This window comes from Kingella negevensis, assembly GCF_030177895.1.
Lineage (GTDB): Bacteria > Pseudomonadota > Gammaproteobacteria > Burkholderiales > Neisseriaceae > Kingella_C > Kingella_C negevensis.
Genome location: NZ_CP123448.1, coordinates 1,129,976 through 1,155,441, shown reverse-complemented (window position 1 = coordinate 1,155,441; position 25,466 = coordinate 1,129,976). Strand labels below are relative to the sequence as shown.

General features: G+C 45.6%; 32 protein-coding genes. 17 read left to right on the top strand and 15 right to left on the bottom strand.

The window, feature by feature from the left end; all coding sequences use genetic code 11:
* Nucleotides 1–41: 41 nt before the first annotated feature.
* A complete protein-coding gene (gene gshA, locus QEO93_RS06440; RefSeq protein WP_032136562.1) occupies nucleotides 42–1,382 on the bottom strand; it encodes a glutamate--cysteine ligase in 1,341 nt (446 codons plus the stop codon).
* Between the two features lie 98 nt (nucleotides 1,383–1,480).
* Complete coding sequence (locus QEO93_RS06435) at nucleotides 1,481–2,365, bottom strand: NAD(+) kinase (protein WP_032136563.1); 885 nt, start codon at nucleotides 2,363–2,365, stop codon at nucleotides 1,481–1,483.
* A 134-nt stretch (nucleotides 2,366–2,499) separates the two neighbouring features.
* On the opposite strand from QEO93_RS06435, the gene QEO93_RS06430 reads away from it, so the two are divergent.
* Entirely contained in the window at nucleotides 2,500–2,772 is a 273-nt protein-coding gene (locus QEO93_RS06430) for a type B 50S ribosomal protein L31 (RefSeq protein WP_032136564.1), read from the top strand.
* 2 nt (nucleotides 2,773–2,774) lie between these two features.
* Nucleotides 2,775–2,900: a type B 50S ribosomal protein L36 gene (gene ykgO / locus QEO93_RS06425; RefSeq protein WP_032136565.1), complete on the top strand. Its 126-nt coding sequence runs from the start codon at nucleotides 2,775–2,777 to the stop codon at nucleotides 2,898–2,900.
* Between the two features lie 65 nt (nucleotides 2,901–2,965).
* On the opposite strand, the gene QEO93_RS06420 is transcribed toward ykgO, so the two are convergent.
* The 3 genes from QEO93_RS06420 to prfB form a co-directional block, all read right to left on the bottom strand.
* Complete coding sequence (locus tag QEO93_RS06420; RefSeq protein ID WP_052368641.1) at nucleotides 2,966–3,838, bottom strand: DUF5672 family protein; 873 nt, start codon at nucleotides 3,836–3,838, stop codon at nucleotides 2,966–2,968.
* Between the two features lie 94 nt (nucleotides 3,839–3,932).
* Nucleotides 3,933–4,961, bottom strand: coding sequence for a type I glyceraldehyde-3-phosphate dehydrogenase (gap, locus tag QEO93_RS06415; protein ID WP_032136566.1), 1,029 nt, complete (start codon nucleotides 4,959–4,961; stop codon nucleotides 3,933–3,935).
* Between the two features lie 142 nt (nucleotides 4,962–5,103).
* Nucleotides 5,104–6,207: a peptide chain release factor 2 gene (gene prfB, locus QEO93_RS06410; RefSeq protein WP_032136567.1), complete on the bottom strand. Its 1,104-nt coding sequence runs from the start codon at nucleotides 6,205–6,207 to the stop codon at nucleotides 5,104–5,106.
* 143 nt (nucleotides 6,208–6,350) lie between these two features.
* Here prfB and QEO93_RS06405 point away from each other — a divergent pair, with 143 nt between their 5' ends.
* From QEO93_RS06405 to QEO93_RS06380, 6 genes are all read left to right on the top strand, one after another.
* Complete coding sequence (locus QEO93_RS06405; RefSeq protein WP_245832187.1) at nucleotides 6,351–6,653, top strand: hypothetical protein; 303 nt, start codon at nucleotides 6,351–6,353, stop codon at nucleotides 6,651–6,653.
* A complete protein-coding gene (locus tag QEO93_RS06400) occupies nucleotides 6,554–6,922 on the top strand; it encodes a hypothetical protein (RefSeq protein WP_245190618.1) in 369 nt (122 codons plus the stop codon). Before QEO93_RS06405 ends, QEO93_RS06400 begins: the two co-directional genes overlap by 100 nt.
* Nucleotides 6,923–6,989: 67 nt before the next feature.
* Nucleotides 6,990–7,283, top strand: coding sequence for a hypothetical protein (locus QEO93_RS06395; protein WP_032136569.1), 294 nt, complete (start codon nucleotides 6,990–6,992; stop codon nucleotides 7,281–7,283).
* Nucleotides 7,284–7,399: 116 nt separating this feature from the next.
* A complete protein-coding gene (gene ubiD, locus QEO93_RS06390) occupies nucleotides 7,400–8,878 on the top strand; it encodes a 4-hydroxy-3-polyprenylbenzoate decarboxylase (protein ID WP_032136570.1) in 1,479 nt (492 codons plus the stop codon).
* A 65-nt stretch (nucleotides 8,879–8,943) separates the two neighbouring features.
* Nucleotides 8,944–9,117, top strand: coding sequence for a hypothetical protein (locus tag QEO93_RS06385; protein ID WP_157686244.1), 174 nt, complete (start codon nucleotides 8,944–8,946; stop codon nucleotides 9,115–9,117).
* A gap of 138 nt (nucleotides 9,118–9,255) precedes the next feature.
* Nucleotides 9,256–10,098, top strand: coding sequence for a 23S rRNA (adenine(2030)-N(6))-methyltransferase RlmJ (locus tag QEO93_RS06380; protein WP_032136571.1), 843 nt, complete (start codon nucleotides 9,256–9,258; stop codon nucleotides 10,096–10,098).
* 51 nt (nucleotides 10,099–10,149) lie between these two features.
* Here QEO93_RS06380 and pta read toward each other — a convergent pair whose 3' ends face one another.
* Both pta and QEO93_RS06370 read right to left on the bottom strand, forming a co-directional pair.
* The gene (pta, locus tag QEO93_RS06375; protein WP_032136572.1) at nucleotides 10,150–11,694 is read right to left on the bottom strand and encodes a phosphate acetyltransferase; all 1,545 of its coding nucleotides are present in this window, start codon (nucleotides 11,692–11,694) and stop codon (nucleotides 10,150–10,152) included.
* A gap of 130 nt (nucleotides 11,695–11,824) precedes the next feature.
* Nucleotides 11,825–12,049: a DUF1653 domain-containing protein gene (locus QEO93_RS06370; RefSeq protein ID WP_032136573.1), complete on the bottom strand. Its 225-nt coding sequence runs from the start codon at nucleotides 12,047–12,049 to the stop codon at nucleotides 11,825–11,827.
* 84 nt (nucleotides 12,050–12,133) lie between these two features.
* On the opposite strand from QEO93_RS06370, the gene QEO93_RS06365 reads away from it, so the two are divergent.
* The 4 genes from QEO93_RS06365 to rsmI all read left to right on the top strand — a co-directional run bounded on the left by QEO93_RS06365 (nucleotide 12,134) and on the right by rsmI (nucleotide 15,749).
* Nucleotides 12,134–13,042: an ABC transporter ATP-binding protein gene (locus QEO93_RS06365; protein ID WP_032136590.1), complete on the top strand. Its 909-nt coding sequence runs from the start codon at nucleotides 12,134–12,136 to the stop codon at nucleotides 13,040–13,042.
* Entirely contained in the window at nucleotides 13,039–13,803 is a 765-nt protein-coding gene (locus tag QEO93_RS06360) for an ABC transporter permease (RefSeq protein WP_032136574.1), read from the top strand. The genes QEO93_RS06365 and QEO93_RS06360 overlap by 4 nt, the downstream gene beginning before the upstream one ends.
* A 137-nt stretch (nucleotides 13,804–13,940) precedes the next feature.
* Nucleotides 13,941–14,870: a nuclease-related domain-containing protein gene (locus QEO93_RS06355; protein WP_032136575.1), complete on the top strand. Its 930-nt coding sequence runs from the start codon at nucleotides 13,941–13,943 to the stop codon at nucleotides 14,868–14,870.
* 9 nt (nucleotides 14,871–14,879) lie between these two features.
* Nucleotides 14,880–15,749: a 16S rRNA (cytidine(1402)-2'-O)-methyltransferase gene (gene rsmI / locus QEO93_RS06350; RefSeq protein WP_032136576.1), complete on the top strand. Its 870-nt coding sequence runs from the start codon at nucleotides 14,880–14,882 to the stop codon at nucleotides 15,747–15,749.
* 49 nt (nucleotides 15,750–15,798) lie between these two features.
* Here the strand turns inward: rsmI and QEO93_RS06345 are convergent, their stop codons facing one another.
* From QEO93_RS06345 to QEO93_RS06320, 6 genes are all read right to left on the bottom strand, one after another.
* The gene (locus QEO93_RS06345) at nucleotides 15,799–16,050 is read right to left on the bottom strand and encodes a GNAT family N-acetyltransferase (protein WP_157686246.1); all 252 of its coding nucleotides are present in this window, start codon (nucleotides 16,048–16,050) and stop codon (nucleotides 15,799–15,801) included.
* 31 nt (nucleotides 16,051–16,081) lie between these two features.
* Nucleotides 16,082–16,786, bottom strand: a complete 705-nt coding sequence (locus QEO93_RS06340) for an IS1 family transposase (protein WP_284627560.1) — start codon at nucleotides 16,784–16,786, stop codon at nucleotides 16,082–16,084.
* Nucleotides 16,787–16,918: 132 nt separating this feature from the next.
* On the bottom strand, nucleotides 16,919–17,554 hold the full coding sequence (locus tag QEO93_RS06335; protein ID WP_032137296.1) for a thiamine diphosphokinase: 636 nt from the start codon (nucleotides 17,552–17,554) through the stop codon (nucleotides 16,919–16,921).
* 112 nt (nucleotides 17,555–17,666) lie between these two features.
* Nucleotides 17,667–17,984 (bottom strand): hypothetical protein, encoded by a 318-nt coding sequence (locus tag QEO93_RS06330; RefSeq protein ID WP_143445764.1) that lies wholly within the window; start codon nucleotides 17,982–17,984, stop codon nucleotides 17,667–17,669.
* A 34-nt stretch (nucleotides 17,985–18,018) separates the two neighbouring features.
* Nucleotides 18,019–19,041: a hypothetical protein gene (locus QEO93_RS06325; RefSeq protein WP_032137272.1), complete on the bottom strand. Its 1,023-nt coding sequence runs from the start codon at nucleotides 19,039–19,041 to the stop codon at nucleotides 18,019–18,021.
* Between the two features lie 81 nt (nucleotides 19,042–19,122).
* Complete coding sequence (locus QEO93_RS06320) at nucleotides 19,123–19,467, bottom strand: helix-turn-helix domain-containing protein (RefSeq protein WP_044250210.1); 345 nt, start codon at nucleotides 19,465–19,467, stop codon at nucleotides 19,123–19,125.
* Nucleotides 19,468–19,597: 130 nt separating this feature from the next.
* On the opposite strand from QEO93_RS06320, the gene QEO93_RS06315 reads away from it, so the two are divergent.
* Both QEO93_RS06315 and QEO93_RS06310 read left to right on the top strand, forming a co-directional pair.
* Nucleotides 19,598–20,074 (top strand): hypothetical protein, encoded by a 477-nt coding sequence (locus QEO93_RS06315; RefSeq protein ID WP_032137271.1) that lies wholly within the window; start codon nucleotides 19,598–19,600, stop codon nucleotides 20,072–20,074.
* A gap of 16 nt (nucleotides 20,075–20,090) precedes the next feature.
* The gene (locus tag QEO93_RS06310; RefSeq protein ID WP_052368749.1) at nucleotides 20,091–20,342 is read left to right on the top strand and encodes a lysozyme inhibitor LprI family protein; all 252 of its coding nucleotides are present in this window, start codon (nucleotides 20,091–20,093) and stop codon (nucleotides 20,340–20,342) included.
* Between the two features lie 243 nt (nucleotides 20,343–20,585).
* Here QEO93_RS06310 and rbfA read toward each other — a convergent pair whose 3' ends face one another.
* Nucleotides 20,586–20,957, bottom strand: coding sequence for a 30S ribosome-binding factor RbfA (rbfA, locus tag QEO93_RS06305; RefSeq protein ID WP_032137270.1), 372 nt, complete (start codon nucleotides 20,955–20,957; stop codon nucleotides 20,586–20,588).
* Nucleotides 20,958–21,047: 90 nt separating this feature from the next.
* Nucleotides 21,048–22,571, bottom strand: coding sequence for a fumarate hydratase (locus tag QEO93_RS06300; protein ID WP_032137269.1), 1,524 nt, complete (start codon nucleotides 22,569–22,571; stop codon nucleotides 21,048–21,050).
* Between the two features lie 498 nt (nucleotides 22,572–23,069).
* Between QEO93_RS06300 and QEO93_RS06295 the strand changes: the two genes are divergently transcribed.
* From QEO93_RS06295 to QEO93_RS06285, 3 genes are read left to right on the top strand one after another with little or no spacing between them, the layout of a single operon-like run.
* Nucleotides 23,070–23,699: a 4Fe-4S dicluster domain-containing protein gene (locus QEO93_RS06295; RefSeq protein ID WP_032137268.1), complete on the top strand. Its 630-nt coding sequence runs from the start codon at nucleotides 23,070–23,072 to the stop codon at nucleotides 23,697–23,699.
* A 17-nt stretch (nucleotides 23,700–23,716) separates the two neighbouring features.
* Nucleotides 23,717–25,345 carry an FAD-binding protein gene (locus QEO93_RS06290; protein ID WP_032137267.1) on the top strand — a complete coding sequence of 543 codons (1,629 nt, stop codon included), beginning with the start codon at nucleotides 23,717–23,719 and terminating at the stop codon, nucleotides 25,343–25,345.
* Nucleotides 25,338–25,463 (top strand): hypothetical protein, encoded by a 126-nt coding sequence (locus tag QEO93_RS06285; RefSeq protein WP_257874985.1) that lies wholly within the window; start codon nucleotides 25,338–25,340, stop codon nucleotides 25,461–25,463. Before QEO93_RS06290 ends, QEO93_RS06285 begins: the two co-directional genes overlap by 8 nt.
* Nucleotides 25,464–25,466: the final 3 nt, after the last annotated feature.

Genomic DNA, 25,466 nt, shown 5'->3' with positions numbered 1-25,466 from the left:
TTACCTTGTTTTAAAAAATTACTTTCAGGCAGCCTGAAAATTTACTTAGCCAATTCCAAAGACGCAGCCAACAAAGACAATCGCGCCATCACGCCATAAACATACAAGCGGTTGCACGAACAATCAGGATTTTCCGCGTCAGGGCTAGCCATGCCCAATTCGTCCCATTGTTCAAACACGCGTTTGCATTTTTCTTGCGTAGCCGAATCATTTGCGTTGCCTGCGTTTGGAATGCTTTGATTTAACGGCACAAACACCATGCCGCCAGCGTTCAAATTCTCATCGTTGCCGCGCCCTTCGTGTACGCGGAAAAAGCCGCCGATAACAAATCTATCCATCATGTAAACCACAGGTTCAGACACCGCGCCATTCAGCGTTTCATAAGTGTAAATCCCTTCTTGAACAATCACTTCTGAAACTTCCAAGCCCTCTTTCACTTTCGCCATTTTATTGCGATTTTTGCGATTCAAGCCGCGCACTTCGTCCGCCGATTTCACGCTCATCACACCCATGCCGTAAGTGCCAGCGTCCGCTTTCACAATCACAAACGGCTTGTCAGTAATGCCTTTTTCATCGTATTTCGCTTGGATTTTTGCCAACACGCGCTCAACCGCGTCCGCCAAAGCATCTTCGCCCTCGCGCTCTTGGAAATTCAAGCCGCTGATTTGTTCAAAATATGGATTGATTTGCCATTCATCAATTTGCAGCAATTCGGCAAATTCTTTTGCCACTTGGTTATACGCTTCAAAATGATGCGTTTTGCGGCGTGTTGTCCAGCCGCCGTGCAATGGGGGCAACACAGTTTGCGAAATACCTTGCAGAATTTCGGGAATGCCTGCTGATAAGTCGTTATTCAATAACACAAAACAGGGCGAGAAACCGTCTGCCAAGTGGACGCGTTCGCGGGTGCGTTGCAATGGTTCAATCAGCAATTTGTCGCCCAAAGCGGTTTCAAATTCGGTGGCTTCGGTCAATTCTGGGTTGAATGAGCCAATGCGTACTTCAAAACCTGCGTTGCGCAAAATGGTGGCAAGCGCGTACACGTTTTGCAGATAGTAGGTGTTGCGCGTGTGGTTTTCGGGAATCAGCAGCACGGATTTGGCGGTTTCGCAGGCGCGTTCTACTGCGTCTTGCGCGGCGATGGTTGCCAAAGGAATGAAGTTGGGATTGAGATTGTTGAAGCCGCCAGGAAAGAGGTTCATGTCGATGCTGGCAATTTTGTAGCCTGCATTACGAATGTCTACTGAGCCGTAAAATGGGGGCTGATGTTGCTTCCACTGGCTGCGAAACCATGCTTCGATTTTGCTGTGGTTTTTCAGGATTGTTTGTTCAAATTCTTGTAGATAGTGTTGGTAATCTGAGGAAATAACAGGGAGTTGCATAATGTGTTTCCATTTTATTGATGATAAGTGGTCTCGATTATACACGTTAGATATATTTTCAGGCTGCGTTTACTGTCTCAAAACGCAGCCTGAAAAATTTATACGATTTGTTCGCTCCAATGCAATTTTTGGCGCAAGGTTTTGTAATACTGATAATCCACGGGATGCAACACGCGCAGATTGTGGCGGTATCGGTGTATCACAATTTCATCAAGGCTTTGAATATCTAGGAAAGATTGCCCATCATAATGCACACGCGCGTCGCCTGCTTTGGTAATCAGAATGCGGATTTCGCTGTTATCGGGAATCACAATCGGGCGGTTGCTCATGGATTGTGGACAAATCGGCACAAGCGTGAACGCGCGGATAGCGGTCTGCAAAATCGGGCCGCCTGCTGCCAATGAATAGGCGGTTGAACCCGTTGGCGTGGACACAATCAAGCCATCTGAGCGTTGCGATAAGACAAATTCATCGTTGATAAATACTTCAAATTCAATCATTTGTCCTGTGCCGCCGCGTGAAACTACGGTGTCGTTCAGCGCAATGCCATGATAAATCTCTTCGCCGTCTCGCAGCACGGCGGTTTCTAACAAAATACATTCGTCTGCCAAATATTGCCCCATGAACATTTTGGTTAGCTCTTCCACCATGTTTTCACGATTGATTTGCGTGAGAAAACCCAAATGCCCTTGGTTCACGCCAATCAGGGGAATGCGATACGGCGCGGCTTTTCGTGCTGCAGATAAAAATGTGCCGTCGCCGCCTAGCACTAAAATCAAGTCGCAGTCTTGTCCAATTTTTTCGCTGATGTGGCATTTTTGCTGGTATTCTGGGGCGACCATTTTTTCATCAACACATTGTTTATCCAGATAGATTTCAAAATCTGCTTGATTCAGGAAATCAATCAAATCGTGGATAACGGGGATAATATCGGGTGTACGCGGACGCGTGAGTATGCCGACGCGCTGGAATTGGCTTTTCATGGGTAAATCGTTGAGAATTAAGTGGGTTTTTATTATACACAGGCTGTAAAATTTACAAAAGTTTTCAGGCTGCGATTGATTTTTTGTTGAGAGTGTTATACTATAACATTTTAGCTTTATGGAGATAGAGAGAAATGAAACAAGGCATTCACCCTGAAAACTACCGCACAGTTCTGTTTTACGACAGCAGCGCGGAAACAGGCTGGTTAATTCGTTCCTGCGCGCCCACCAACAAAACGATGAAGTGGACGGACGGCAATGAATACCCCGTATTTATGCTGGACACTTCGTCTGAATCACACCCTGTTTATACGGGCAAACAGCGCGAACACAACAAGGAAGGTCGCGCGAGCCAATTCAACCAACGCTTTGCTGGCATGATGTCGGCATTCAAAAAAGGAGTGTAATCATGCAAGTATTGTCTTCTTTGAAAACAGCAAAAACGCGCAGCCGTGATTGCCAAGTGGTGCGCCGCCGTGGCAAGGTTTATGTGATTTGTAAATCTAATCCACGATTTAAAGCGCGTCAGCGTTAAAAGTTTATTCCTTGTGTTTGTGTGAGAAAAATGCAGCCTGAAAGTGTTTTCAGGCTGCATTTGTTTTATAGTTCTACCATGATTTTAAAGCCACGATTGAGCATTTTCTGAAGCAATGGCAGTTGCATAAATTTTTCAGGCTGCACAGGTGTCTCTTTTAATTTAATGGTATTTTCATCAGCAAGTTCAAACCATGATAAATGAAACCCAAGCAATCTATCACGCGAACCGCCATAATTTTCGCAGCAATCTGGGTTTTCGGTGGAAAACGTCATCGCCAGCGATTCGGGCGCAAACTTGATGCCGTATCTTTCCAATTCGCCGCGCTTCCACACGCTGAGAAACATGTCTTCATGGTGCCATGGTGGCGACCATTTGAGCTGGTGTGTGTCGTTGCTGCCTGAAAACAAATCGGGTGGCATGATTTCCATGTTCAAACCCATGCCGTGTGGGGCTTCCAATAGTTTCAGGCTGCGTAATGAAAAGCCGCCGTTTTGCGCTTGATAGAAGACTTCGCCTGCTCTGGTGGGAGTGGGTCGCAGAAATTGATATTTGATTTGATGTGGCTGACCTTGCCATACGCTTGCCCAGTGAGTTACCAATGGCGAGCCGATGTAGTCATAATCAAAAAATTCATCGCGCCATTGTGTGCCGTCTAGCACCCAGCCGTCATTCTGCACCACTAGGCAAAAATCGGTTTCCACAAATTGCACGAGCGAATAGAGTATAAATAAGTTGTATTCCAAATAACCAAACGGCGCAACGCGAAAGTGCTGAATGTGGCTGGGTAAATCTCGCGGTTTGTTGGGGCTGATTAACACGCAACGTATATCGGGAATGCGGTCTTTGAGTTCGTGATAACTGCGGTTGATGGCGTAGACTGAGCCTTGTGTGTAGCCCTCGTGCCCTGTTACGGCGGCGATGGTTAAGCTGGGCATGATTTGACATTCCTCCTTGAAATATTTGCGTTATTTTATAATAAATGCAGCCTGAAAAATAGTTTTCAGGCTGCATGTATTTTTTCAGGCTGCGTTATTCAGCCAATCGCACTGCTTCACCAAACATCGCGCGCGCGGTGTTGAGCATTTGGCAAGAGAATCCCCATTCGTTGTCGTACCACGCAAATACTTTCACGATATTGCCTTCGGACACTTTCGTGAGTGTTGCGTCAAAAATGCTGGCTTGTGGGAAATGGTTGAAATCGCTGGAAACGAGCGGCAAGGTGTTGTAACCCAAAATACCGCGCAAACGCTCGTCCGCCGCCGCTTTCATGGCTGCGTTCACTTCGTCCACGGTTACGTTTCTGCCTGCTTCAAAAGTCAAATCCACCAGCGACACGTTTTGTGTTGGCACACGAATTGCCCAGCCGTCTAGCTTGCCGTTCAATTCGGGCAACACCACGCCCACGGCTTTGGCTGCGCCTGTTTTGGTGGGAATCATGTTTTCTAAACCGCTACGCGCACGGCGCAAATCTTTGTGGCGCACGTCAATAATTACTTGGTCGTTGGTAACCGCGTGAATGGTGGTCATCAAGCCTTTTTTGATGCCAAACGCTTGGTTCAGCACTTGCGCCATGGGAGCTAAACAGTTGGTGGTGCAAGAGCCGTTGGAAACCACCGTCATTTCAGGCTGCAAAATATCGTGGTTCACGCCATACACAATCATCGCATCCACATCTGGCTCGGTGGGCGCGGAAATCAGCACTTTCTTCGCGCCTGAGTTTAAATGCACTTGCGATTTGGCTTTGCTGCAAAACGAACCTGTGCATTCAAAAACCAAATCCACACCCAATTCGCCCCACGGCAATTCGGCTGGATTTCGGGTAGCAAAAAAGGGGATTGAATCTCCATTAATAATCAAATGCCTGCCGTCTTGTTCTACCTTTGCTGAAAAACGTCCATGCACGGTGTCAAACTGCAACAAATGCGCGTTAGTTGCCAAATCGCCGCTTCCGTTCACGGCAACAATTTGAAATTGGTCGGTAAACTGGTATTCATAAATAGCACGAATCACTTGGCGACCAATACGACCACAACCGTTAATTGCAACTTTGATACTCATGTTTTCTTCCTTATTTCTCTCGCCCGAAATTGGGCGGTGGGATAATACCAAAGAAAACTACATGCGACTACATAAAATCGCAAAAAATGCAGCCTGAAAACCAAAAATTTAGTTTTTAGGCTGCATTTTATGGGTGGAAAATTTATACACCTTGCTTCAAGCTGGCTTCAATAAATCCATCCAAATCCCCGTCCAGCACGGCTTTGGTGTTGCCAACTTCATGACTGGTACGCAAATCTTTAATGCGCGAAGAGTCCAACACATAAGAGCGAATTTGACTACCCCATCCTACATCTGACTTGCCCTCTTCCAATGCTTGTCTTTCTTCGTTGCGTTTACGCATTTCCAATTCAAACAGCTTAGAACGCAGCATTTCCATCACAATACGGCGGTTTTCATGTTGTGAACGGCTGCTTTGTGATTGCACCACAATGCCAGTCGGAATGTGGGTAATACGCACGGCAGAGTCCGTTTTATTGATGTGCTGACCGCCTGCGCCTGATGCACGGTAAGTGTCGGTACGCAAATCGGCTGGGTTGATGTCGATTTCAAAGCTGTCATCTACTTCGGGATACACAAACACGGATGCAAATGATGTGTGGCGTTTGTTGTTCGAGTCAAATGGTGAGTAGCGGACGAGACGGTGTACGCCTGTTTCGGTGCGCAATAAGCCGTATGCGTATTCGCCCTCTAAGCGGATGGTGGCGTTGTTGATGCCTGCGATTTCGCCATCGTCTTGTTCCATCACTTCTACTTTGAAGCCTTTGCGCTCGCCGTATCGCATATACATGCGCAGCAGCATGCCTGCCCAGTCTTCGGCTTCTGTGCCGCCTGCGCCTGCGGTGATGTCGATGAAACAGTTGTTTGGGTCGGCAGGTTGGTTAAACATTCGTTTAAATTCCAAATCTGCCATTTGTTTTTCTAATTCTTCCACATCGGCAACAATGGCGGCGAAACCGTCTTCATCGTTTTCTTCTACCACCATTTCAATCAGTTCGCGGTTGTCTGTGATGCCGTTTTCAATTTTGTCGAGCGTTAGCACCACGCCTTCGAGCAATTTGCGTTCTTTGCCGATTTCTTGGGCGCGTTTGGGGTCGTTCCACAATTCTGGGTCTTCGGATAAGCCGACCACTTCTTCTAGGCGTTCTTTTTTGCCTTGGTAATCCATGTATTCGCGAATATCTTGGTTGCGTTGCGCCAAATCGTTGAGCTGGTTGTTTAACTGGTTGATTACTTCGGTTTCCATTGTTTTTCCTAATAAAATTTAGCCGCGCATTGTAATATTTTTCAGGCTGCGTGAATAGGGTTTCAGGCTGCGTTATTTGTCTTTTCGTACGACTAAACATTGGGAGAATACAGGCAGCCTAAAAATATCAATAGGAGTTTGAAATGTTAGAAAGTTTAATTTTGCACGATGAAAATACCGCGCATTCGCATTTGTTTCACGCAACAATGGAATGGCTGGCGTTGAGCGGTGGGTTTATGCTGTATAACCGCATTCGCAAGCGCAAGGGCGGTGCGTCTTTGTTGGCGACAAAGGGGGGTGGGTGTTGGCGTGTTGCTTGTTGGGCGCAGGGACAGGCAATAAATTGGTGTCTATTTTGCAATTTCCTGAATTGTGGGGCTTGGCGCGACACCCTACGCAGCTTTATGAATGGTTGGCGGCTGGTGTGGCGTTGGTTTTATTGCTGAAATGGAAACGCTTTTTTGCATATGAACAGGGCTTGGCGTTTTTGGCGGCTTTTGTGGTGAGTGGTGGCGTGTGTTTTAGCGGTTCGATTTTGGCGGATATGGAGAGGAAATCACCTGCGATGAATATGATTGGTAGCGGTGTGATGTTGTTGTCTTTTTCGGTGTTTTTTATCACTTTTGCTTATGTTTTTAAAAATATGGCAGACGATACGGATAGTCAATCAACGCCAAAGCGTCGTTATCGCAAAAGAAAAAAATATGATGATTGATTTTCAGGCTGCCTTATAATCTGGTTATCCAAAAGCAGCCTGAAAATGCTCGGCAAGAAGTTTATTGATGAAATTTCTTAACACTTTATTCGCCCTTTTTTGCGCCTTATTTGTTGTCGGCTTGGGCGCGTGTGCCTTAGCGAGTGTAACGAGCCCAGCAGAGTTTCATGCTTTTGCCATTAGTCTTTTTGCGGGCATGTTTTTTGAATTTTGGATAATGGCAAAAGTGTTCAACGCCATTGCATACGAATCCACGCCACCCAAATCCGATGAAACCCCTTCGCAGCCTGAAACAGACAATCACATTCAACACGCAATCAGCCACAAAGAAACATCGGATAATCACGAAAACAAACCCTAAATTTTAGGCTGCTTCTCAGTACATGACCATTCGTAGGCTGGGTTATAACCCAGCAATTCAATAGATTGAATGATTTTAATAAACAATTTTCAGGCTGCCTGAAAGAAAGAATAAACATGAAATACAATGATTTAAGAGAATTTATCGCCATGTTAGAGTCGCAAGGCAAACTCAAACGCATCAAAACCCCCGTTTCCCCCTATTTGGAAATCACCGAGATTTCCGACCGCGTATTACGCGCAGGCGGCGCGGCATTGCTATTTGAAAACCCCGTCCGCCAAGACGGCACGCCCTACGGCTATCCTGTTTTGGCGAATTTGTTTGGCACAACCGAGCGCGTGGCAATGGGCATGGGCGCAAAAGACATCAGCGAATTGCGCGACATCGGCAAAACGCTCGCCTACCTGAAAGAACCCGAACCACCCAAAGGTGTAAAAGACGCGTTGGGCAAATTGCCGCTTTTAAAAGACATTTGGTCAATGGCACCGCACGTTGTCAAAAACGCGCCTTGTCAAGAGATTGTTTTACAAGGCGATGGTGTGAATTTGTATGATTTGCCGATTCAGCATTGTTGGGCGGGCGATGTTGCGCCGTTGGTAACATGGGGCTTGACGGTTACACGCGGTTACAACAAAAAACGCCAAAATTTAGGCATTTACCGCCAACAGCTGATTGGCAAAAATAAATTGATTATGCGTTGGTTGGCGCATCGCGGTGGCGCGTTGGATTTTCAGGAACACAAACGCTTGTTTCCCGACAAACCTTACCCAGTTTCGGTGGTGTTGGGCTGTGATCCTGCCACAATTTTGGGCGCAGTTACGCCTGTGCCTGACACGTTGAGCGAATACCAATTTGCAGGATTATTACGCGGTTCACGCACCGAATTAACCAAATGTATTGGCAATGATTTACAAGTGCCAGCACGCGCCGAAATCGTGTTGGAGGGCGTGATTTATCCCGATGAAACCGCGCTAGAAGGACCTTACGGCGACCACACAGGCTATTACAACGAGCAAGATTATTTCCCAGTCTTCACGGTGGAACGTATCACGATGCGAAAAGACCCGATTTACCACAGCACCTACACGGGCGCACCGCCCGATGAACCTGCGGTTTTGGGCGAGGCGTTGAATGAAGTGTTTGTGCCGTTGTTGCAAAAACAATTCCCTGAAATTGTGGATTTTTATTTGCCGCCAGAGGGTTGCTCGTATCGCATGGCGGTTGTGAGCATGAAAAAGCAATATGCAGGACACGCCAAGCGCGTGATGATGGGTTGCTGGAGCTTTTTGCGCCAATTTATGTACACCAAATTTATTATTGTTGTTGATGATGATATTGATGTGCGCGACTGGAAACAGGTGATTTGGGCAATTACCACGCGCATGGACCCTGTACGCGATACGGTTCTCATGGAAAATACGCCGATTGATTATTTGGATTTTGCCAGCCCTGTGAGTGGTTTGGGCGGCAAAATGGGTTTGGATGCGACCAATAAAATCGGCGGCGAAACCCAACGCGAATGGGGTGTTCCGATTACGCGCGATGAGAAAACGGTTGCCAAAATTGATGAGATTTGGGCGGAATTGGGGTTGTGAAATTGAATGGAGCGTCGGCGAGCTGCCGACGCTCCATTTTTTCAGGCAGCCTGAAAGGAAAAATAATGTCAAAAAACAAATCAAATCAAAAAGAAGAACCACCACCCGATGATGGCAGCACAGGCATTGGCTATTTCTTTTGGGATTTTGGACTACAAATATTCATCGGCTTGCTAACAGCAGGCGGCATTTGGACAAAAATTGGCGGTTCGATTTTGGTTTTATTTGTTTTGATTTGATTCACATTACCCTTGATTTTTTGGCTCTGGAGAAGGAAAAACTAAACAGCAAACTTGTCCAAACTAACCACGCTTGCTATATTCCAGCCTATTTTTAACCCCATTTTTCAGGCAGCCTGAAAACAGAAAGTTCCCAAAATGCTCAGTTACCGTCACGCCTACCACGCAGGCAACCACGCCGACGTACTCAAACACTTTATGCTTTACCTCGCCTTGGATTACTTCAACCAAAAAGACAAACCCTATTGGTACATCGACACCCATTCAGGCGCAGGCGTGTACAACCTACACAGCGATGAAGCGCAAAAAGTCAGCGAATATCAGCAAGGCATACAACGCCTACGCGAAGCCCAAACGCTGCCTGAAAAACTTGCCGAATTTCTCGCCCATTTAAACCATGAGTTGCCAGATAATCTCTACTGGGGTTCGCCATGGCTCGCCAAAACCCTGCTACGCGACAGCGACAAAATGCGCCTGTTTGAATTGCACCCCACCGATTTCAGGCTGCTTTTAGACAATATGCGCGAAGCCAATCTCGGACGGCGCGGCATTGTGAAACAAGAAGATGGTTTTGCAGGGCTAATTAGCTTGTTACCGCCCGCCACGCGCCGCGCCGTTGTGCTGATTGACCCGCCATACGAACAAAAACAAGATTACGCCCAAGTTGTGCAGACCATGAAAGACGCGCTCAAACGCTTTGAACAAGGCTGTTACATGATTTGGTATCCGTGTTTAAGCCGCGAAGAAAGTCGCACGCTGCCTGAAAAATTAGTCAAACTGATGCCAGACAATTATCTGCACGCGCAACTGTTTGCCCACGCGCCACGCGCTGACGGTTTTGGTATGCACGGAAGCGGTATGTTCGTATTCAATCCGCCATATAAATTGGCGCAACAATTACAAGAAACGCTGCCTGAAATCGCCAAGCTGTTGGCACAAGATAGCGGCGCGAAGTTTGTTTTAGATTGTCAAATTAAATAACAAAAAGCAGCCTGAAAAGTTTTCAGGCTGCTTTTTATATTTTTAAATCAATTAGATTTGAGTTGCTTGAATAGCAGTCAAAGCGATTGTGTACACAATATCTTCAACCAACGCACCACGAGACAAATCGTTCACAGGTTTGCGCAAACCTTGCAACATTGGGCCAACGCTCAACACGTTTGCATTGCGTTGAACCGCTTTGTATGTGCAGTTACCAGTTGTCAAATTAGGGAAGATGAACACGTTTGCTTTACCTGCCACAGGGCTGTTTGGCGCTTTAGATTTCGCCACATCAGCCACCACAGCCGCGTCGTATTGCAATGGACCATCAACTGCCAATTCAGGTGCTTTTGCTTTCACGATACGAGTTGCTTCTACCACCAAATCAACGTCAGGGCCGCTGCCTGAATTGATGGTAGAGTAAGAAATCATGGCAACGCGTGGTTCAATACCAAACGCTTTAGCAGATTTAGCTGATTGGATTGCGATGTCAGCCAATTGTTCTGCGGTTGGGTTAGGGTTCACAGCGCAGTCGCCATAAACCACCACTTGACCTGGCAACAACATGAAGAACACGCTAGAAACAATGCTTTCACCAGGGGCAGTTTTAATCAACTGCAATGCTGGACGAATGGTGTTCGCAGTGGTATGAACCGCGCCTGATACCAAGCCGTCTACGTCGTTTTGCGCCATCATCATCGTGCCCAAAACAACGGTGTCTTGCAATTGTTCACGCGCTTGTTCAGGTGTCATGCCTTTAGATTTACGCAATTCGCACATTGGCGTAACGTATTGTTCTACCAAAGTAGCTGGATCGATGATTTCCAAGCTTTCAGGCAGCGTGATATTTTGTTCTTTTGCTACAGCTTCCACTTCTGCACGAGTGGCTAACAACACGCAACGTGCAATTTTTTTCTCGTGGCAAATCGCAGCCGCGCGAACGGTGCGAGGCTCTGCGCCTTCTGGCAACACAATGCGTTTGTTGGCTTTTTGAGCCGCGTCCATCATGTTGAAACGGAATTGCGCTGGAGAAACGCGGTCTGTTGAAACCGCAGCGATTTGCGCCAAAGCGGCTGCATTCAGGCTGCCAGTTGCGCCCAAATCAGCCAAACCATTTGCTTGAGCGGCAGCCGCATTGCCCACCACACCAACAAAATCAACCGCAAAGCCATTGAATGCTTGTTTTGCCAAAGCCACTTTTTGTTCTGCTTTTGCTTCGTCAGCTGCAACAAAAATCACTTGTGCATTGAATGCTGTAGCCAAAGACACATTTTGAGCAGATAAGAACGCTGTTTCTGCATTTGGCGAAATACCTTGAATCACAACATTTTGTTTATTCAATGTTGCCACTTCGCCAACCAACAAATCCATCCAGTCATCAGCTTTACCTTCTGCAATCATTTTTTCAGCCAATGCTGCGTCAGACACTTTTGCGCTGCTGCAAGAGCTGCAATATGCAGCAATCAAAGATTCTGCTTGGTCTGCTTCAGCAAATGGATTGAACACAGCTGCATCAGGTAATGCAGCAGCAATTGCTTGAGCCACTGCGGCAGTATCCACGTGTGCGCAAGTAGGAAGAACCAAAATATTAGCCATTACTTTTTCCTTATGAAATTTAATTAAAAATATCAGCGTAAGTTGTGTAACAAAATTACGCTGCGTAACGCGGTTAATTATACCTGTTTTCAGTCGTCATCGCCTTGTATATTTTCAGGCTGCATTTTCATTACGCAAATGCCTTTTCCAACGCAAATCGCGCCACCGTTTCCCCATTCACTTCAACCATTTCCGTAAACATGGATAACGGGCGCACCCACACCCCATAATCCCCATATAGCGCACGATAAACCACCAAATCCTCTTCCGTTTCGCTGTGTTTTGCCGTGTGCAACACCTCGTAGCGATTGCCCTTATAGTGGCGATAAATGCCGCGTGGCAAAGTCGTTTTCATATCCAATTTCCTCAAAAAGCGCACATTATATTTCAGGCAGCCTGAAAGCGTATAATGGCGCGTTTTTTAAATCAAAAATCCAACATGAACGCACTCACCATACAAAACGCGCACAAAACCTACGCCAACGGATTTACCGCGCTCAAAGACGTTTCATTCAACGTAGCACAAGGCGAATTTTTCGCGCTGCTTGGGCAAAACGGCGCAGGCAAAACCACGCTCATTTCCGCCATTTCAGGGCTAAACCAACTCACATCAGGCAAAATTGAAGTAATGGGATTTGACGTCAAAACCCAATCACATCAATCGCGTATGAATTTAGGGCTTGTGCCACAAGAATTAGTGTTTGACCCCTTTTTCAACGTGCGTGAAATCTTGCAAATTCAATCAGGCTATTTCGGCATTCGTAAAAACGATGATTGGATTGATGAAATGCTGCACCATTTGGGCTTGACCGACAAAGCCGACACCAATTTACGCAATCTATCGGGTGGCATGAAACGCCGCGTGATGGTAGCGCAAGCGATGGTTCATCGTCCGCCCGTGATTATTTTGGACGAACCCACCGCAGGCGTGGACGTGGAATTGCGCCACAGCTTGTGGGTATTTATGCAATCCATGAATAAACAAGGACATACGATTATTTTAACCACGCATTATTTGGAAGAAGCCGAGCAATATTGCCAGCGCATTGCGATGTTGAAACAGGGCGAATTGATTGCGTTGGACAAAACGGAAAATCTATTGCACAGCGAACAAGGCGTACGCGTGCAAATCCAAATTCCGTGCAGGCTGCCTGAAAATTTGCAGCCTTTGTGCATTCAAATGATTGAACCAAATCAATACGTTTTAAAATTAAACGATTACAACCAAATTGCGGAGATTTCAGGCAGCCTGAAAACCGCCAATATCCATATTGAAAACATGAAAATTTTGGAAAATGATTTGGAACACGTTTTCTTGAATTTAACGAAAATGGAGGAAAAATCATGAATTTTGTCGGCTTTTACACGCTGTTTCGCAAAGAAATTAGCCGTTTTACCAAAGTTTGGCTGCAAACGATTGGTGCGCCTGTTTTAACCGCGTTGCTGTATCAACTGATTTTCGCGCAAGCCATGGGCAAACATGTGGAAGTGCTGCCGAATGTGCCGTACAACGCCTTTTTAATCCCAGGCTTGGCGATGATGACGATGACGCAAAATGCGTTTGCCAACACGTCTTCTAGCCTAATGCAATCGCGGCTAACGGGCAATTTGACGTTTTTGCTGCTTGCGCCGTTGTCGCCATTTACCATGTTTGCGGCGTATATTGGCGCAGCGATGGTGCGGGCGGTGTTGGTGGGATTGGGCGTGTTGTTGGCGACTGCGCCTTTTGGTTTGCCGCTGCCTGAAAATATGTTGCTGGGCGCGGCATTTGTGCTTTCAGGCAGCTTATTTATGGGTTCTTTTGGGCTAATTGCGGGGATTTATTCGGAAAAATTTGACCAACTGGCGGCGTTTCAGAATTTTTTGATTATGCCGCTCACGTTTTTATCGGGCGCGTTTTATTCGCTGCACAGTTTGCCTGCGTTTTGGCAGACGATTAGCCGCGCCAATCCGATTTTTTATTTGATTGATGGATTTCGGTTTGCGTTTTTTGGCGTGTCTGATGTGTCGCCGTATTTGTCGTTGGCGGTAACTTGGGCGTTTGCGATTGGCATGGCGGCTGTGGCTTATGGCTTGCTGCGGAGTGGTTGGAAATTGCGGAATAATTAAAAAAGCAGCCTGCACGGTGCAAGTTCTGTGCAGGCTGCTTTTTTTGTGCAAAATACTATCCATTTTTCTGTAAAATAAAGCGATAGAATTTTCACGCCACCTGAAACGGTGTAACACGTTATTTTGATGAGAAAATTATGATTATTAAAAAATTTGATGTTTCAGACCGTAAACAAGATATTGCAGAATTGAATACATTATTAAAATTACCCTATCTGACACAATCTCAAAAAGACGCTATTTTTAAAGAAATTTTGATGATTAACGCTGGCATAAAAGGCGAAGAAGAAGCGGCTTATCAAATTGACTTTCACTATAAAAGTTCAAAAAACTGGGCAGTTATCCACAACTTGCGTTTGGAATTAGATGGCAACGTGGCGCAAATTGACCATTTGCTAATTGATAGAATGCTAGAAATTTATATTTGTGAAAGTAAGCATTTTAGCGAAGGGATTGAGATTAACGAGCAGGGTGAATTTGCCATGTATTATCAAGGTAAGCCGCGCGGCATTCCATCTCCGATTGAGCAAAATAATCGCCATAAATTACTTTTGCAGCAGGCATTCAATAGCGATGAAATGAATTTGCCAACGCGCTTAGGTTTAAAAATGAAACCGTTTTCTTTCTTTAATATGATTTTGGTGGGTAGCTCTGCCATTATCAAACGTCCCCAAAACGGCAAAAATGTGGAAGATTTAGACAGAATTATTAAAGTAGACCATTTATACAAGCGTATCAATAAAGATATCAATCCTTTAAATCCTGTTTTATTTGCTAAACAAGTAGCAACAATGACGCAAATGATTTCTACAGAAACATTGCAAACTTTTGCCGAAAATCTAGCTGCGTTGCACAAACCAGCCAAGAAGACAGATTGGAAAGTACGCTTTGGCATTAAAGAACCACAGCCTGAAAACGTACAACCACCTTGCTGCACTGCTTGCAATAAAGCCATCACATCAGAAAAAGTGGTGGATTACTGTAAAAATAACGCACAATTATTTAGTAACAAAATGTATTGTTTTGATTGCCAACAAAAAATCAAACGCCAACACAAGGCAGCCTGAAAGAACCTCATGCAAAAACATTTCCAAAAAGCCCTAGACAGCATTACCCCCAGCACACTCTACATCGTTGCCACGCCAATCGGAAATTTGGCGGACATCACACTCCGCGCCCTAGCCGTGTTGCAAAAAGCCGATTTAGTTTGCGCCGAAGACACGCGCGTGTCCGCCCAACTGCTTTCCGCATACGGCATTCAAGCGAAACTCGTTTCCGTGCGCGAACACAACGAGCAGCAAATGGCGGACAAAATCATTGCCGCATTGGCAAGCGGTCAAAGCGTGGCGCAAATTTCAGATGCAGGCACGCCAGCCGTGTGCGACCCAGGTGCGAAACTCGCGGCGCGTGTGCGTGAAGCAGGCTACAAAGTTGTGCCAGTTGTGGGCGCATCGGCAGTTATGGGCGCGTTGAGCGTGGCAGGCGTGAGCGAACCGCATTTCTATTTTCACGGCTTTTTACCGCCGAAATCGGGCGAACGCGCCAAATTATTCGAGCAATGGGAAAATGCGGATTACCCAATCATCGCGTTTGAAACACCGCACCGCATCGCCGCAACTTTGGACGAAATGGCAAACGCATTCCCTGAACGCCAAATCATGTTGGCGCGTGAAATCACGAAAACGTTTGAAACCTTCCTTTCAGGCAGCGTGAACGAGTTGCGCGAAACGTTGGCAAACGACAGTAATCAATCACGCGGCGAAATGGTGTTGGTAATCCACCCAGCCGTGAAAGAAAAATCGGAAACGCTGCCTGAAAATGCGCAGAATGTGATGAAAATTTTATCTGCGGAATTGCCAACGAAACAGGCGGCAGAACTGGCGGCAAAAATTACGGGGGAAAATAAAAAAGAGTTGTATAACTTGGCTTTGACTTGGAAAGAATAAGTTTTTCAGGCTGCATTTGATTGAAAATGCAGCCTGAAATTTTTGTGGGTTAGTCTGGTTCTTTGATGTCTTGAAATTCGGTGCTGCGCTTGAATTCGGCTTGAACGTAGCTGCAAACGGGGCGAATGCGTAGGTGGTTTTCTCGGGCGTAGTTTGCAAGGTGTTGTAGGAGTTTTTTTGGCGATGCCTTGTCCGCGCAATGCTGGGGAAAGGTGGGTGTGGGTGGCGGTGATGAGGGTTTCGCTAATGGGTTGATAGATGATTTCGGCGAGTTTGTTGTTGTGTTCGTCGCGGTAAACAAAGGGTGGTGTCCTGAAAAGTGTGCTGTAAAACTAAACAATGCCAAAATGAATATCAAAGAAAGCCAAATCAAAAACTTTCTTGTGATAAAACATACTTTTAGAAAAGCAACACGTTTTTCTAAACGCTCGCCTTACTTTGTGCCGTAAACGACAGTTATTACCCTCAATGCCAACTGTGTGTTGCTTACCAACTAGATGCCATTCTTCATTTGAAAAGACATTTAAAAATGCAGCCCAGTCGTCGGTCGCAATTCTGTCATAGGTTACACGCAACTCTTTCAAACGCCGTTTGAGTGCTCGCGCTGTTGCTAAATCGCGCTTACCCCAAACGTAAGCGACAATTTCGTCACTTTCTCTGTGATAGGCATAGACTAGCCACACTTTATTAGACTTGTTACCGACAAATGTCCAAAACTCGTCTATTTCAAGTGTAGAGTAATGTTTTTGTTTAGGAAATGGCTCAAACTCATGGCGTTTTAAGGCAGCCTGAACTTTGTCTTTGCTGTAACCCGTAATTGCTGCAATATCGCGAATGCCACAACCTCTAACGGTCATTCTCCAAACCTGTTCATCAGCTTTGGAATGACAACCCTTATAGGTAAGGTTATGGTCGCCAATAAAATTACGGCAGCAATCTTTACAAAAATACTTTTGTTTACGATTGCCAGAGTAGCCATTTTTCTTTATATTTTGTCCTTGGCAGCGAGGACAAATTAGAGTTATTTCTGTTTTCACACACTCAAATATACTCTGTTTTCGCTGCTTTTTTATTGCTTATTTTTTACAGCACACTTTTCAGGACACCACCAAACAAAGATGTATTTTTGTTGGATTTGCATGGGGTTTCCTTTGGATTTTCAGGCTGCGTTAATCGTGGGTTTGTAGGACGCAGATTGTGCCGCTTTCAAAACTGAATTGGGCTTGGCTGTCTGAAAATTCGTTGCTGATTAACGCCATGGGGTAAGCGTAATCTTGGTCGGTTAATGGGTATTTCATGCCTTGCAGCGTGAGTTGTTTAATGGGGGTTAAGCCGATGAAGGATAGGTATTTTTTGCTGTTTTCAGGCTGCAAGAGGTGTGTGCCTGTGCGGTAGAATTTGACGCTATTGCCCTGTTCGATGAGGTGGATTTTGTCTAGCCATGGGGCGAAACGGGGTTGATGAGCGAGCCAGATGTTGCACAACAAATGGTCGAGTCGTCCGCCGCCGAGTGAACCTAATATTATGATTTGTTTGATGTTTTCAGGATGCTGGTTTTGTAAGATGTGGAGTAGGGCGTATTCTAGGTCGGTGTCGTCTTTTTCAGGCTGCAATTTGAGGGTGTTTTTGGCTTGGGGTGGCGGCGGTGCGCTGTCGAAGTCGCCGATTGCCCAGTCGGGGGTGTAGCCGTGTTGCACCAAACGCGCTGCGCCGCCATCTACGCCGATGAGTAGGTCGGGGTTGATGTGTTGCAGTATGCTGAGGTCGGGGTTGGGTGCGCCTGCGCAGAAGATTAGGGTTTTCATGGGTGTTTGAATGTGAAGGAATGGAAAAAGTCGGTGACCTACAGTGAGGTTTTTAGGCAGCCTGAAAATGGGCGTGTCGGCTTGGAAAGCCGACATACGGTTACTGAAAAAATTATTCGTGGAATCCCCATAATAGTCCAACTACCCAAAAATTTAACGGTATTGAAAAGATGATTAAAACCAACATACCAAATACTGTGCTAATCACTTTTCTTGAAAGGAATAATGATTCAGGCTGTAAATAAAATTGTGCTATACAGGCAATGATGTAACTGATTGCAAGTGATGTGAAATATAAAATGGTGGCGATATTCAACGGAATATATTGCCCAGATATTATTTGTGCGATTTTTTGCAGTATGCTGGGTAATAAAATCGTGAACCAAAATGGCATTGCAACACCAATATTTAGCAAAATTTTTCGTTTCAAAATCATATTTTATTCTTTTCAGGCTGCCTGAAAATCAGTGAATGATTGCTTTGCCTTGTCGCCATTCTAGCTGGGTTTGATAGTAGCTGTTGCCGTTGCGTTGGTCGAAATCGGCGGCGATGTTTTGGGCATTTTCTAGGGCTTCTTCGTTGAACGGGGCGACGGCGAGTAGATAGTGCCAGTAGGTTTGTAGGTCTAGCTGAACTTGGTCGAAAATGGCGTCGTTGTATTCATCTAGCAGTTCTTCGGCGGTTTCTAGGTCATCTAATTGGGCGTGCAACTGAATGATTTGGGGAATTAGGTGAAGGAATTTTTCAGGCTGCGTTTCTATGTGTGCAACGGCTTGTTTGAGCGTGTCTTTTGCGCGTTGGGTTTCGCCGATTTGGATTAGGCTGTCGATGGCGGCGTGGTAGGTGATGTGTGGGACTTCGCCGCAAGTGAGTTTGCCCGATAAAATGGGTTCGGCTAGTTTGGCGGCTTGGGCGTAGTCGCCGATATAGTGATAATAGCTGACGAGTCCGTTTTGTTCGCAGGCTTCGCAGTCGTTCATTTCGTCTGCTTCGCTGGCTTGCCATTTTTGGAAGTGTTCGCGCACGGCATCTACGTTGCCGAGCAGCATGTTTTGTTCCATGAGGGCTTTGTGGCGCATAGCTGGGCTGATGTGGTAGATGTCATACCATTCTTGCATTTCTTGGTTGGCTTTTTCTATGCTTTCTAGGCTGGCGTTGATGTCGCGTGGCAGACTGCTGATGAGCCATTTGAATTTCCATAGGCAGGTCATGAGTTCGCGGATGGCTTTGTCTTCGGCTTCACTGTCTTTTTCGCTTTCGCGGAATTGGTTTTGCCAGTAGTAAGTCAGCCATGTGAGGCAGTGCATTTGCCAGTCGCAGGAGAATTGGTGGGTGCGTTCATCGCCGCCAATAACGTAGTTGCAAATGGCGATGGCGGTGGTGTAGTCGCGGTCTTCCATGGCTTGGTTGAAGATGGCTACGACGGTGCTTTGGCGTTCGCGTGAGTCGGGGATTTTGTCGATTTCGGTGGTGATGAATGTGGGCATTGTTTTTCCTTGTATTGTTTTTCAGGCTGCCTTTTTTAATAAGCTGATGATTTCTTCTAGTACAGCTAATTCTTTGTCTTTTTATGCCAATATTTCTTGCTGATGTTGCACTAATAATCTTAATTTTTCTAACTCAATTTGGTTTTCCATGTAATCGTGATTTTGGATTTGGATATTGTGTCCGTTGTTAGAATGATATTGTTCGCCAATCACTAAAATGCAATGTTTTTCTTCTTCGTGTAATAATTCGGTTACGTCAATTTTGAAAATTTCGGCAATTTGTTTCATGCGTTCTACAGTTAAACGGGTTTCGCCACGTTCTATTTTTGAATAGCCATTGATGGACATTTGTAATTTATCTGCCATGTTTTGCTGAGAAAGCTGATTGAGTTCGCGCATCATACGGATTTTTTCAAAATTCTTCATTAGTTTCGCCTATTTAGAGTGGTTTTAAACTGTTTTGTGAATTTTACAACTTCTCGTTGGTGGTCGGTAAATAATCTCTTGCTAAGATAATTCCTTTTACAAACATCATAAAAAGTTAAAGGAAGTTTACATGAATATGTTGAAAACGGTGGTTTCTTCATTGTCTATTTTGGTGGCAACAAGTGCATTTGCTGGGGGTGCTGACCAAGCAAAACTGAATATAGTAAAACGTATTTATGAAGAAGCAACACGTGCTGAAAAATTGACTGAAGAACCGCAAGAAGCCAATGTTATTCGCCGTTATGCAACAGATAGTTTTGCGGAATTGATTGCGCGTCAAATGCAACATCAACCAACTGAATACGATATGGATGAATGCACAGAAAGCGCGCCACGCTTAACGCAAGGCATGACTGATAAGCACACAAGTTATTACAGCGTAGCGGATAATGGACGTGCGATTGCACGATTAAATTTTTCAGGTGAACCATCTGTAATGTATTTTGATATGGTTTGCTCAGGCAATAGCTGCAAAGTAAATGATATTTTAGAAGAGAGTCGCAACTCTACGAGAGCGGCTATCCGTCAATATTGCCCTGTAAACTAATAAAGAGGAAATCGATGTGAAAAAATTAAATTTGTTGAAAACGGTTTTATTGAGTGCTTTGGTTGCTTTGCCTTTGTCTGCACAGGCTGTTCCTAAAACGAGCCATGATTGTATGGACGTGCAAACGTATCAAGACATAAATGAGTGCCAAAATGATGAATATAAAACTGAAGATGATAGACTGAATCGAGTTTATAAAAAGCTAATGGCAAAATTAGCAGACCAACCTTACAAACAAAAGCAATTACGCGAAGCTCAACGCGCGTAGAGTAAATACCGCGACAGTACTATGCGTCATACTTATTTACATAATTGTGATGAAAAGGGTGAGGCTTGTGGTTTTATCGCTCGTGTTAATGCAGGACAAGTTAATATGGAATGAATTAAGCAGCGAGCTGATGAGTTGCAAGCGGATTTAGACAATTTTGATGTGTATATGTAAAGTATCTTGCAGAAAGTAGGTTATTTTTATTTTCAGGCTGCCTTTTGAAATAAAAGGCAGCCTGAAAACTTAATCTTGCACGGGTTTTTCGCTGGCAACCGTGTCAATCAAATGCGATAAATTCACGCCACGCTCTAGTGATTCATCGTATTCAAAATGCAATTCTGGCACGCGAAACACAGTGATGCGTTTGGCTAATTCGCTGCGCAAAAAGCCTTTGCTGTGTTCCAACGCTTCTGCGCTGGCTTCTCTATCGCCGCTTAATACGGTGTAGTAAACGGTGGCGTGTGAGTAATCGCGTGTTACTTCCACATCGTTAATCGTGATAAATCCTGCGCGTGGGTCTTTCAAAGCTGTGCGCACGAGTTCTGCTAATTCGCGCATCACTTGTTCTTTCACACGGTCGATGCGGGCGTAGCCGTTTCGTTGTTGTTTTTTCATGGTATTGCTTTCATTTTCAAATAAATACGAATTATATCAAAATGCAGCCTGAAAATATTTTCAGGCTGCATTTTATTTCAGCAAATCAAATTAACCTTCAACTGGAATAATACCAATTTTAGCTTGCCATTGTTTTGGCGCAACGGCGTGAACAGATTGGCCATTCGCGTCTACCGCCACAGTTACAGGCATGTCTTTCACTTCAAATTCGTAAATCGCTTCCATGCCCAATTCTGGGAATGCCAACACTTTAGACGCTTTAATCGCTTTGGCTACCAAGTAAGCCGCGCCACCAGTTGCCATTAAGTAAACAGCTTTGTTGTCCGCAATCGCTTGGCAAGTTGCCGCGCCACGTTCTGATTTACCAATCATGCCGAGCAAGCCTGTTTGTTCCAACATTTGACGCGTGAATTTGTCCATGCGCGTTGCAGTGGTTGGGCCAGCAGGGCCGACGACTTCATCGCGAACTGGGTCCACAGGACCAACGTAGTAAATCATTTTGTTGGTGAAATCAACTGGCAATTCTTCGCCTTTGTTCAGCATATCAATCAAGCGTTTGTGCGCTGCGTCGCGTCCTGTCAAGATTTTGCCGTTCAACAGCAATACATCGCCCATTTTCCAGTTTACTACGTCTTCTTTAGTCAAGTTGTCCAAATCTACACGAATGCCGTTGTCTGGGCTGTAAGTGATGTCTGGCCAGTCTTCCAAGCTTGGGGCTTCCAAATTCACAGGACCGCTGCCGTTCAATTCAAATTCAACGTGGCGAGTTGCCGCGCAGTTTGGAATCATGGCAACTGGTTTGCCTGCGGCGTGGGTTGGGTAATCCAAAATTTTCACGTCCAAAACGGTGGTCAAACCGCCCAAACCTTGTGCGCCGATACCTAATGCGTTCACTTTTTCAAACAATTCTAAACGCAAGGCTTCTACGGTGCTCAATTTTGCGCCAGAAGTGGCTTTGGCTTGCAATTCGTGAATGTCGATGTGGTCCATCAAAGATTCTTTTGCCATCATCATGGCTTTTTCAGGTGTACCGCCGATGCCGATGCCCAAAATGCCTGGTGGACACCAACCTGCGCCCATGGTTGGTACAGTTTTCAATACCCAATCCACGATATTGTCAGACGGGTTCAACATTGCCAATTTAGATTTGTTTTCAGAGCCGCCGCCTTTTGCCGCGCAAATCACTTCCACTTTGTCGCCTTCAACCACTTCAAAATGCACGACTGCTGGTGTGTTATCTTTTGTGTTGATGCGTTTGCCTGCTGGGTCTTTCAACACAGATGCGCGTAACACGTTGTCTGGGTGGGTGTAAGCGCGGCGCACGCCTTCGTTTACCATGTCTTGCACAGACATTTGTGCGTCCCATTGCACGTTCATACCAATTTTCAAGAATACGGTAGCGATACCTGTGTCTTGGCAGATTGGGCGTTTGCCTTCAGCGCACATGCGGCTGTTTACCAAGATTTGGATCATTGCATCGCGAGCAGCTGGGTTTTCTTCTTTTTCCAAGGCACGCGCTAAAGCCTGAATGTAGTCTTTAGGGTGGTAGTAGCTGATGAATTGGAACGCATCGGCAATACTTTGGATAAAGTCTTCTTGTTTAATTACAGTCATGGTTTGTTCCTTTGAATTAAGGAGTTAGTGGAATTTTTATTTTTCAGGCTGCCTGAAATTGTGAAACTGAATGTGTCGCAAAAGTACAGAAATTTCAGAGTCTTGTCATGGCTAAATATTAGATTTTTGATTTATATCAAATTAACATCACTCTTCAGAATTTTAACAAAATTAAACAAATGACATCGGTGTCATTTTTATTATTTGAAAAATAAGAGAAAGTGCAGAAAATGCAAATGCGTTTTTCTATTATTCTTTACAAAACAAACACCTAAAACGATTTTTCAGGCTGCGTTGTTAAAAATATTTATCTTTTAAATTCAATATAAATCATTAAGATAAACATATTTTAACTTTTTTCATGCAAAATAAAACATTTTGATGAATTTTGGTAAAGAGATGTTGCTTAATTACAGGCGAAGCAAGGGCAATACTGTTAAAATTCTGCCTACAATATTTATATGACACTAATAACTTTTTAAAAACAGGAACTTAACCATGAGCGAAGAAAAATACAAACTGGTCATTGACGGTTTGGAAGTGGAAGCCGATAAAAACGATACCATCATTCAAGCCTATGCCAAAGCAGGCAAAGCGATTACGGCAAATGTGGGTTGCATGGGTCAAGGTGTATGCGGTTCATGCCGTTGCTTGGTTCGCAAAGAAGGCGAACGCTCTGCTGAAACCAAATTGGGCTGCGAAACCAAAATTGAACCTGGTATGCAAGTGAGCTTTTTGGACTACTTCTTGCCTGAACACGTTCATTATTACGATGTGCAAAGTGCTGGCGATGGCTGGAACTGGTTGGAAGAAGTCGATGAAACGTTCCCAGAAGCAAAAAACTGCCGTCATTGCGGTGGCTGCGACACAGCGTGTCCAAAAGGCTTACAAGTGCAAAACGGCGTGGCGCAAGTGGTGGCTGGCGATTTTTCTACTGCGGCAAACACGTTTGATGAATGCGTGATGTGCAATCTGTGTACTTTGGCTTGTCCTGAAAACATCCGTCCGAACCACGTTGGCTTGTTTGCGCGCCGCATGAAAGCCGCTTGCACTTTGCGTCCTGTGGATTTAATGCGCCGCTTGCAAGAAATCGATACTGGCAAAGTTTCTGTGAACACTGATATTTAAGAAAGGCAGCCTGAAAAATGAGTAAACAACAAAAATTCACTGGTGTTCCTTACGAAACCGCGTTGGCAAACTTGCGCGCGAAAACGCCAGAATTAAACGGCACGCTGCCTGAAAAAGAAGTTTTGCTGAAAAACTTCCACCCAGACCATTCAGAATCGGCACACACCACTTTAACCGTGGGCGCAAACGTGGGCGATTCATGCCACCCAGATTTGGCAAAATTATTGACTGCACACCCATTGATTGAAGATGCCGATTTAGCAGGCGCGGAAAACATGGTTACAGATGTGTTAGTCATCGGCGGTGGTGGTGCAGGTGCAGCAGCAGCTTTGACTGCGGTTGAAGAAGGCGCACGCGTCATCATGGCGAACAAATTGCGTATCGGCGACAGCAACACCGTGATGGCAGAAGGTGGCATTCAGGCTGCCGTGGGCGCAGATGATAGCCCACAACGCCACTTTGAAGACACATTCAAAGGCGGTCATCAAGTGGCGAACAAAGAATTGGTTGCTCAAATGGTGATGGACGCACCAAGTGCAATCCGTTGGTTGATTGGCTTGGGCATGGATTTTGACACGCAAGGCGGCGACCGCAACGGCTTGTTAGTCCGCAAAAAAGCAGGCGGCACAACCGCACAACGCATTCTGTGCCACCGCGACTTCACAGGCTTGGAAATGATGAAAGTGTTGCGCGAAGCGGTAGACATTGAGCCACGCATCACGCAACTGAACCGCCACCCAGCCGTAGAATTGTTGTCAGACGGACAAAGTCGCTGCGTGGGCGCAGTTTTGTATGATTTGGAAAAACGCAAATTAGTTACCGTACACGCCAAAGCCGTGATTTTGGCAACAGGCGGTTCAGGTCGCTTGCACTTGCAAGGTTTCGCCACTTCAAACCATTACGGCGCAACCGCAGACGGCTTGGTGTTGGCGTATCGCATGGGCGCGAAATTGCGCGATGTAGACAGCTTCCAATACCACCCAACAGGCGTAGCGCACCCACCACACTTGGCTGGCGCGTTGATTTCTGAAGCGACACGTTCTGCTGGTACAAAATTGGTAAACGGTTTGGGCGAACGTTTTGTGGACGAATTGCAACCGCGCGATGTGGTTGCCGCAGCGATTTTGCGCGAAGTGCAAGAAGGTCGCGGCGTGGAACGTGATGGACAAGTGGGCGTGTTCTTGGATACGCCACGCATCATCGCCGAGCAGCCTGATATTTTGAAACGCTTGGTAACTTTGGGACACGTTGCCCACAAATGTGGCGTGAACCCAGCCGAAGAACCGTTGATTATCCACCCAACGCTGCACTACCAAAACGGCGGCGTAGAAATCAATCGCGATTGCGAAACAGCCGTACAAGGCTTGTATGCAGCAGGTGAAGTGTCAGGCGGCATTCACGGTCGCAACCGTTTGATGGGTAATGCTTTGTTGGACATCATCAGCTTTGGTCGCCGCGCAGGTCGCGCAGCCGCACACGCAGCCCCAGCACACAAAGGTCGCGGCGGTTTGGCGCACGTTCACGATTTTCAACGCGCTATGCAAAAAGCAGGCGTGAAATCAGAAGGCAAAGCCCCTGTGTTGTACCCTGATTACGGCACTTTTGATTGGAAAGAACACGCTGGATTGGTTTGCAATATTGATTGATAAACTTTCAGGCTGCCTGAAATATTTAAATGTAGATTGGATACTCGTATCCAACAAAAAGCAGCCTGAAAAACGCAAACTAATCTTTCAGGCTGCCACCAAACAACACGCAGCCTGAAAA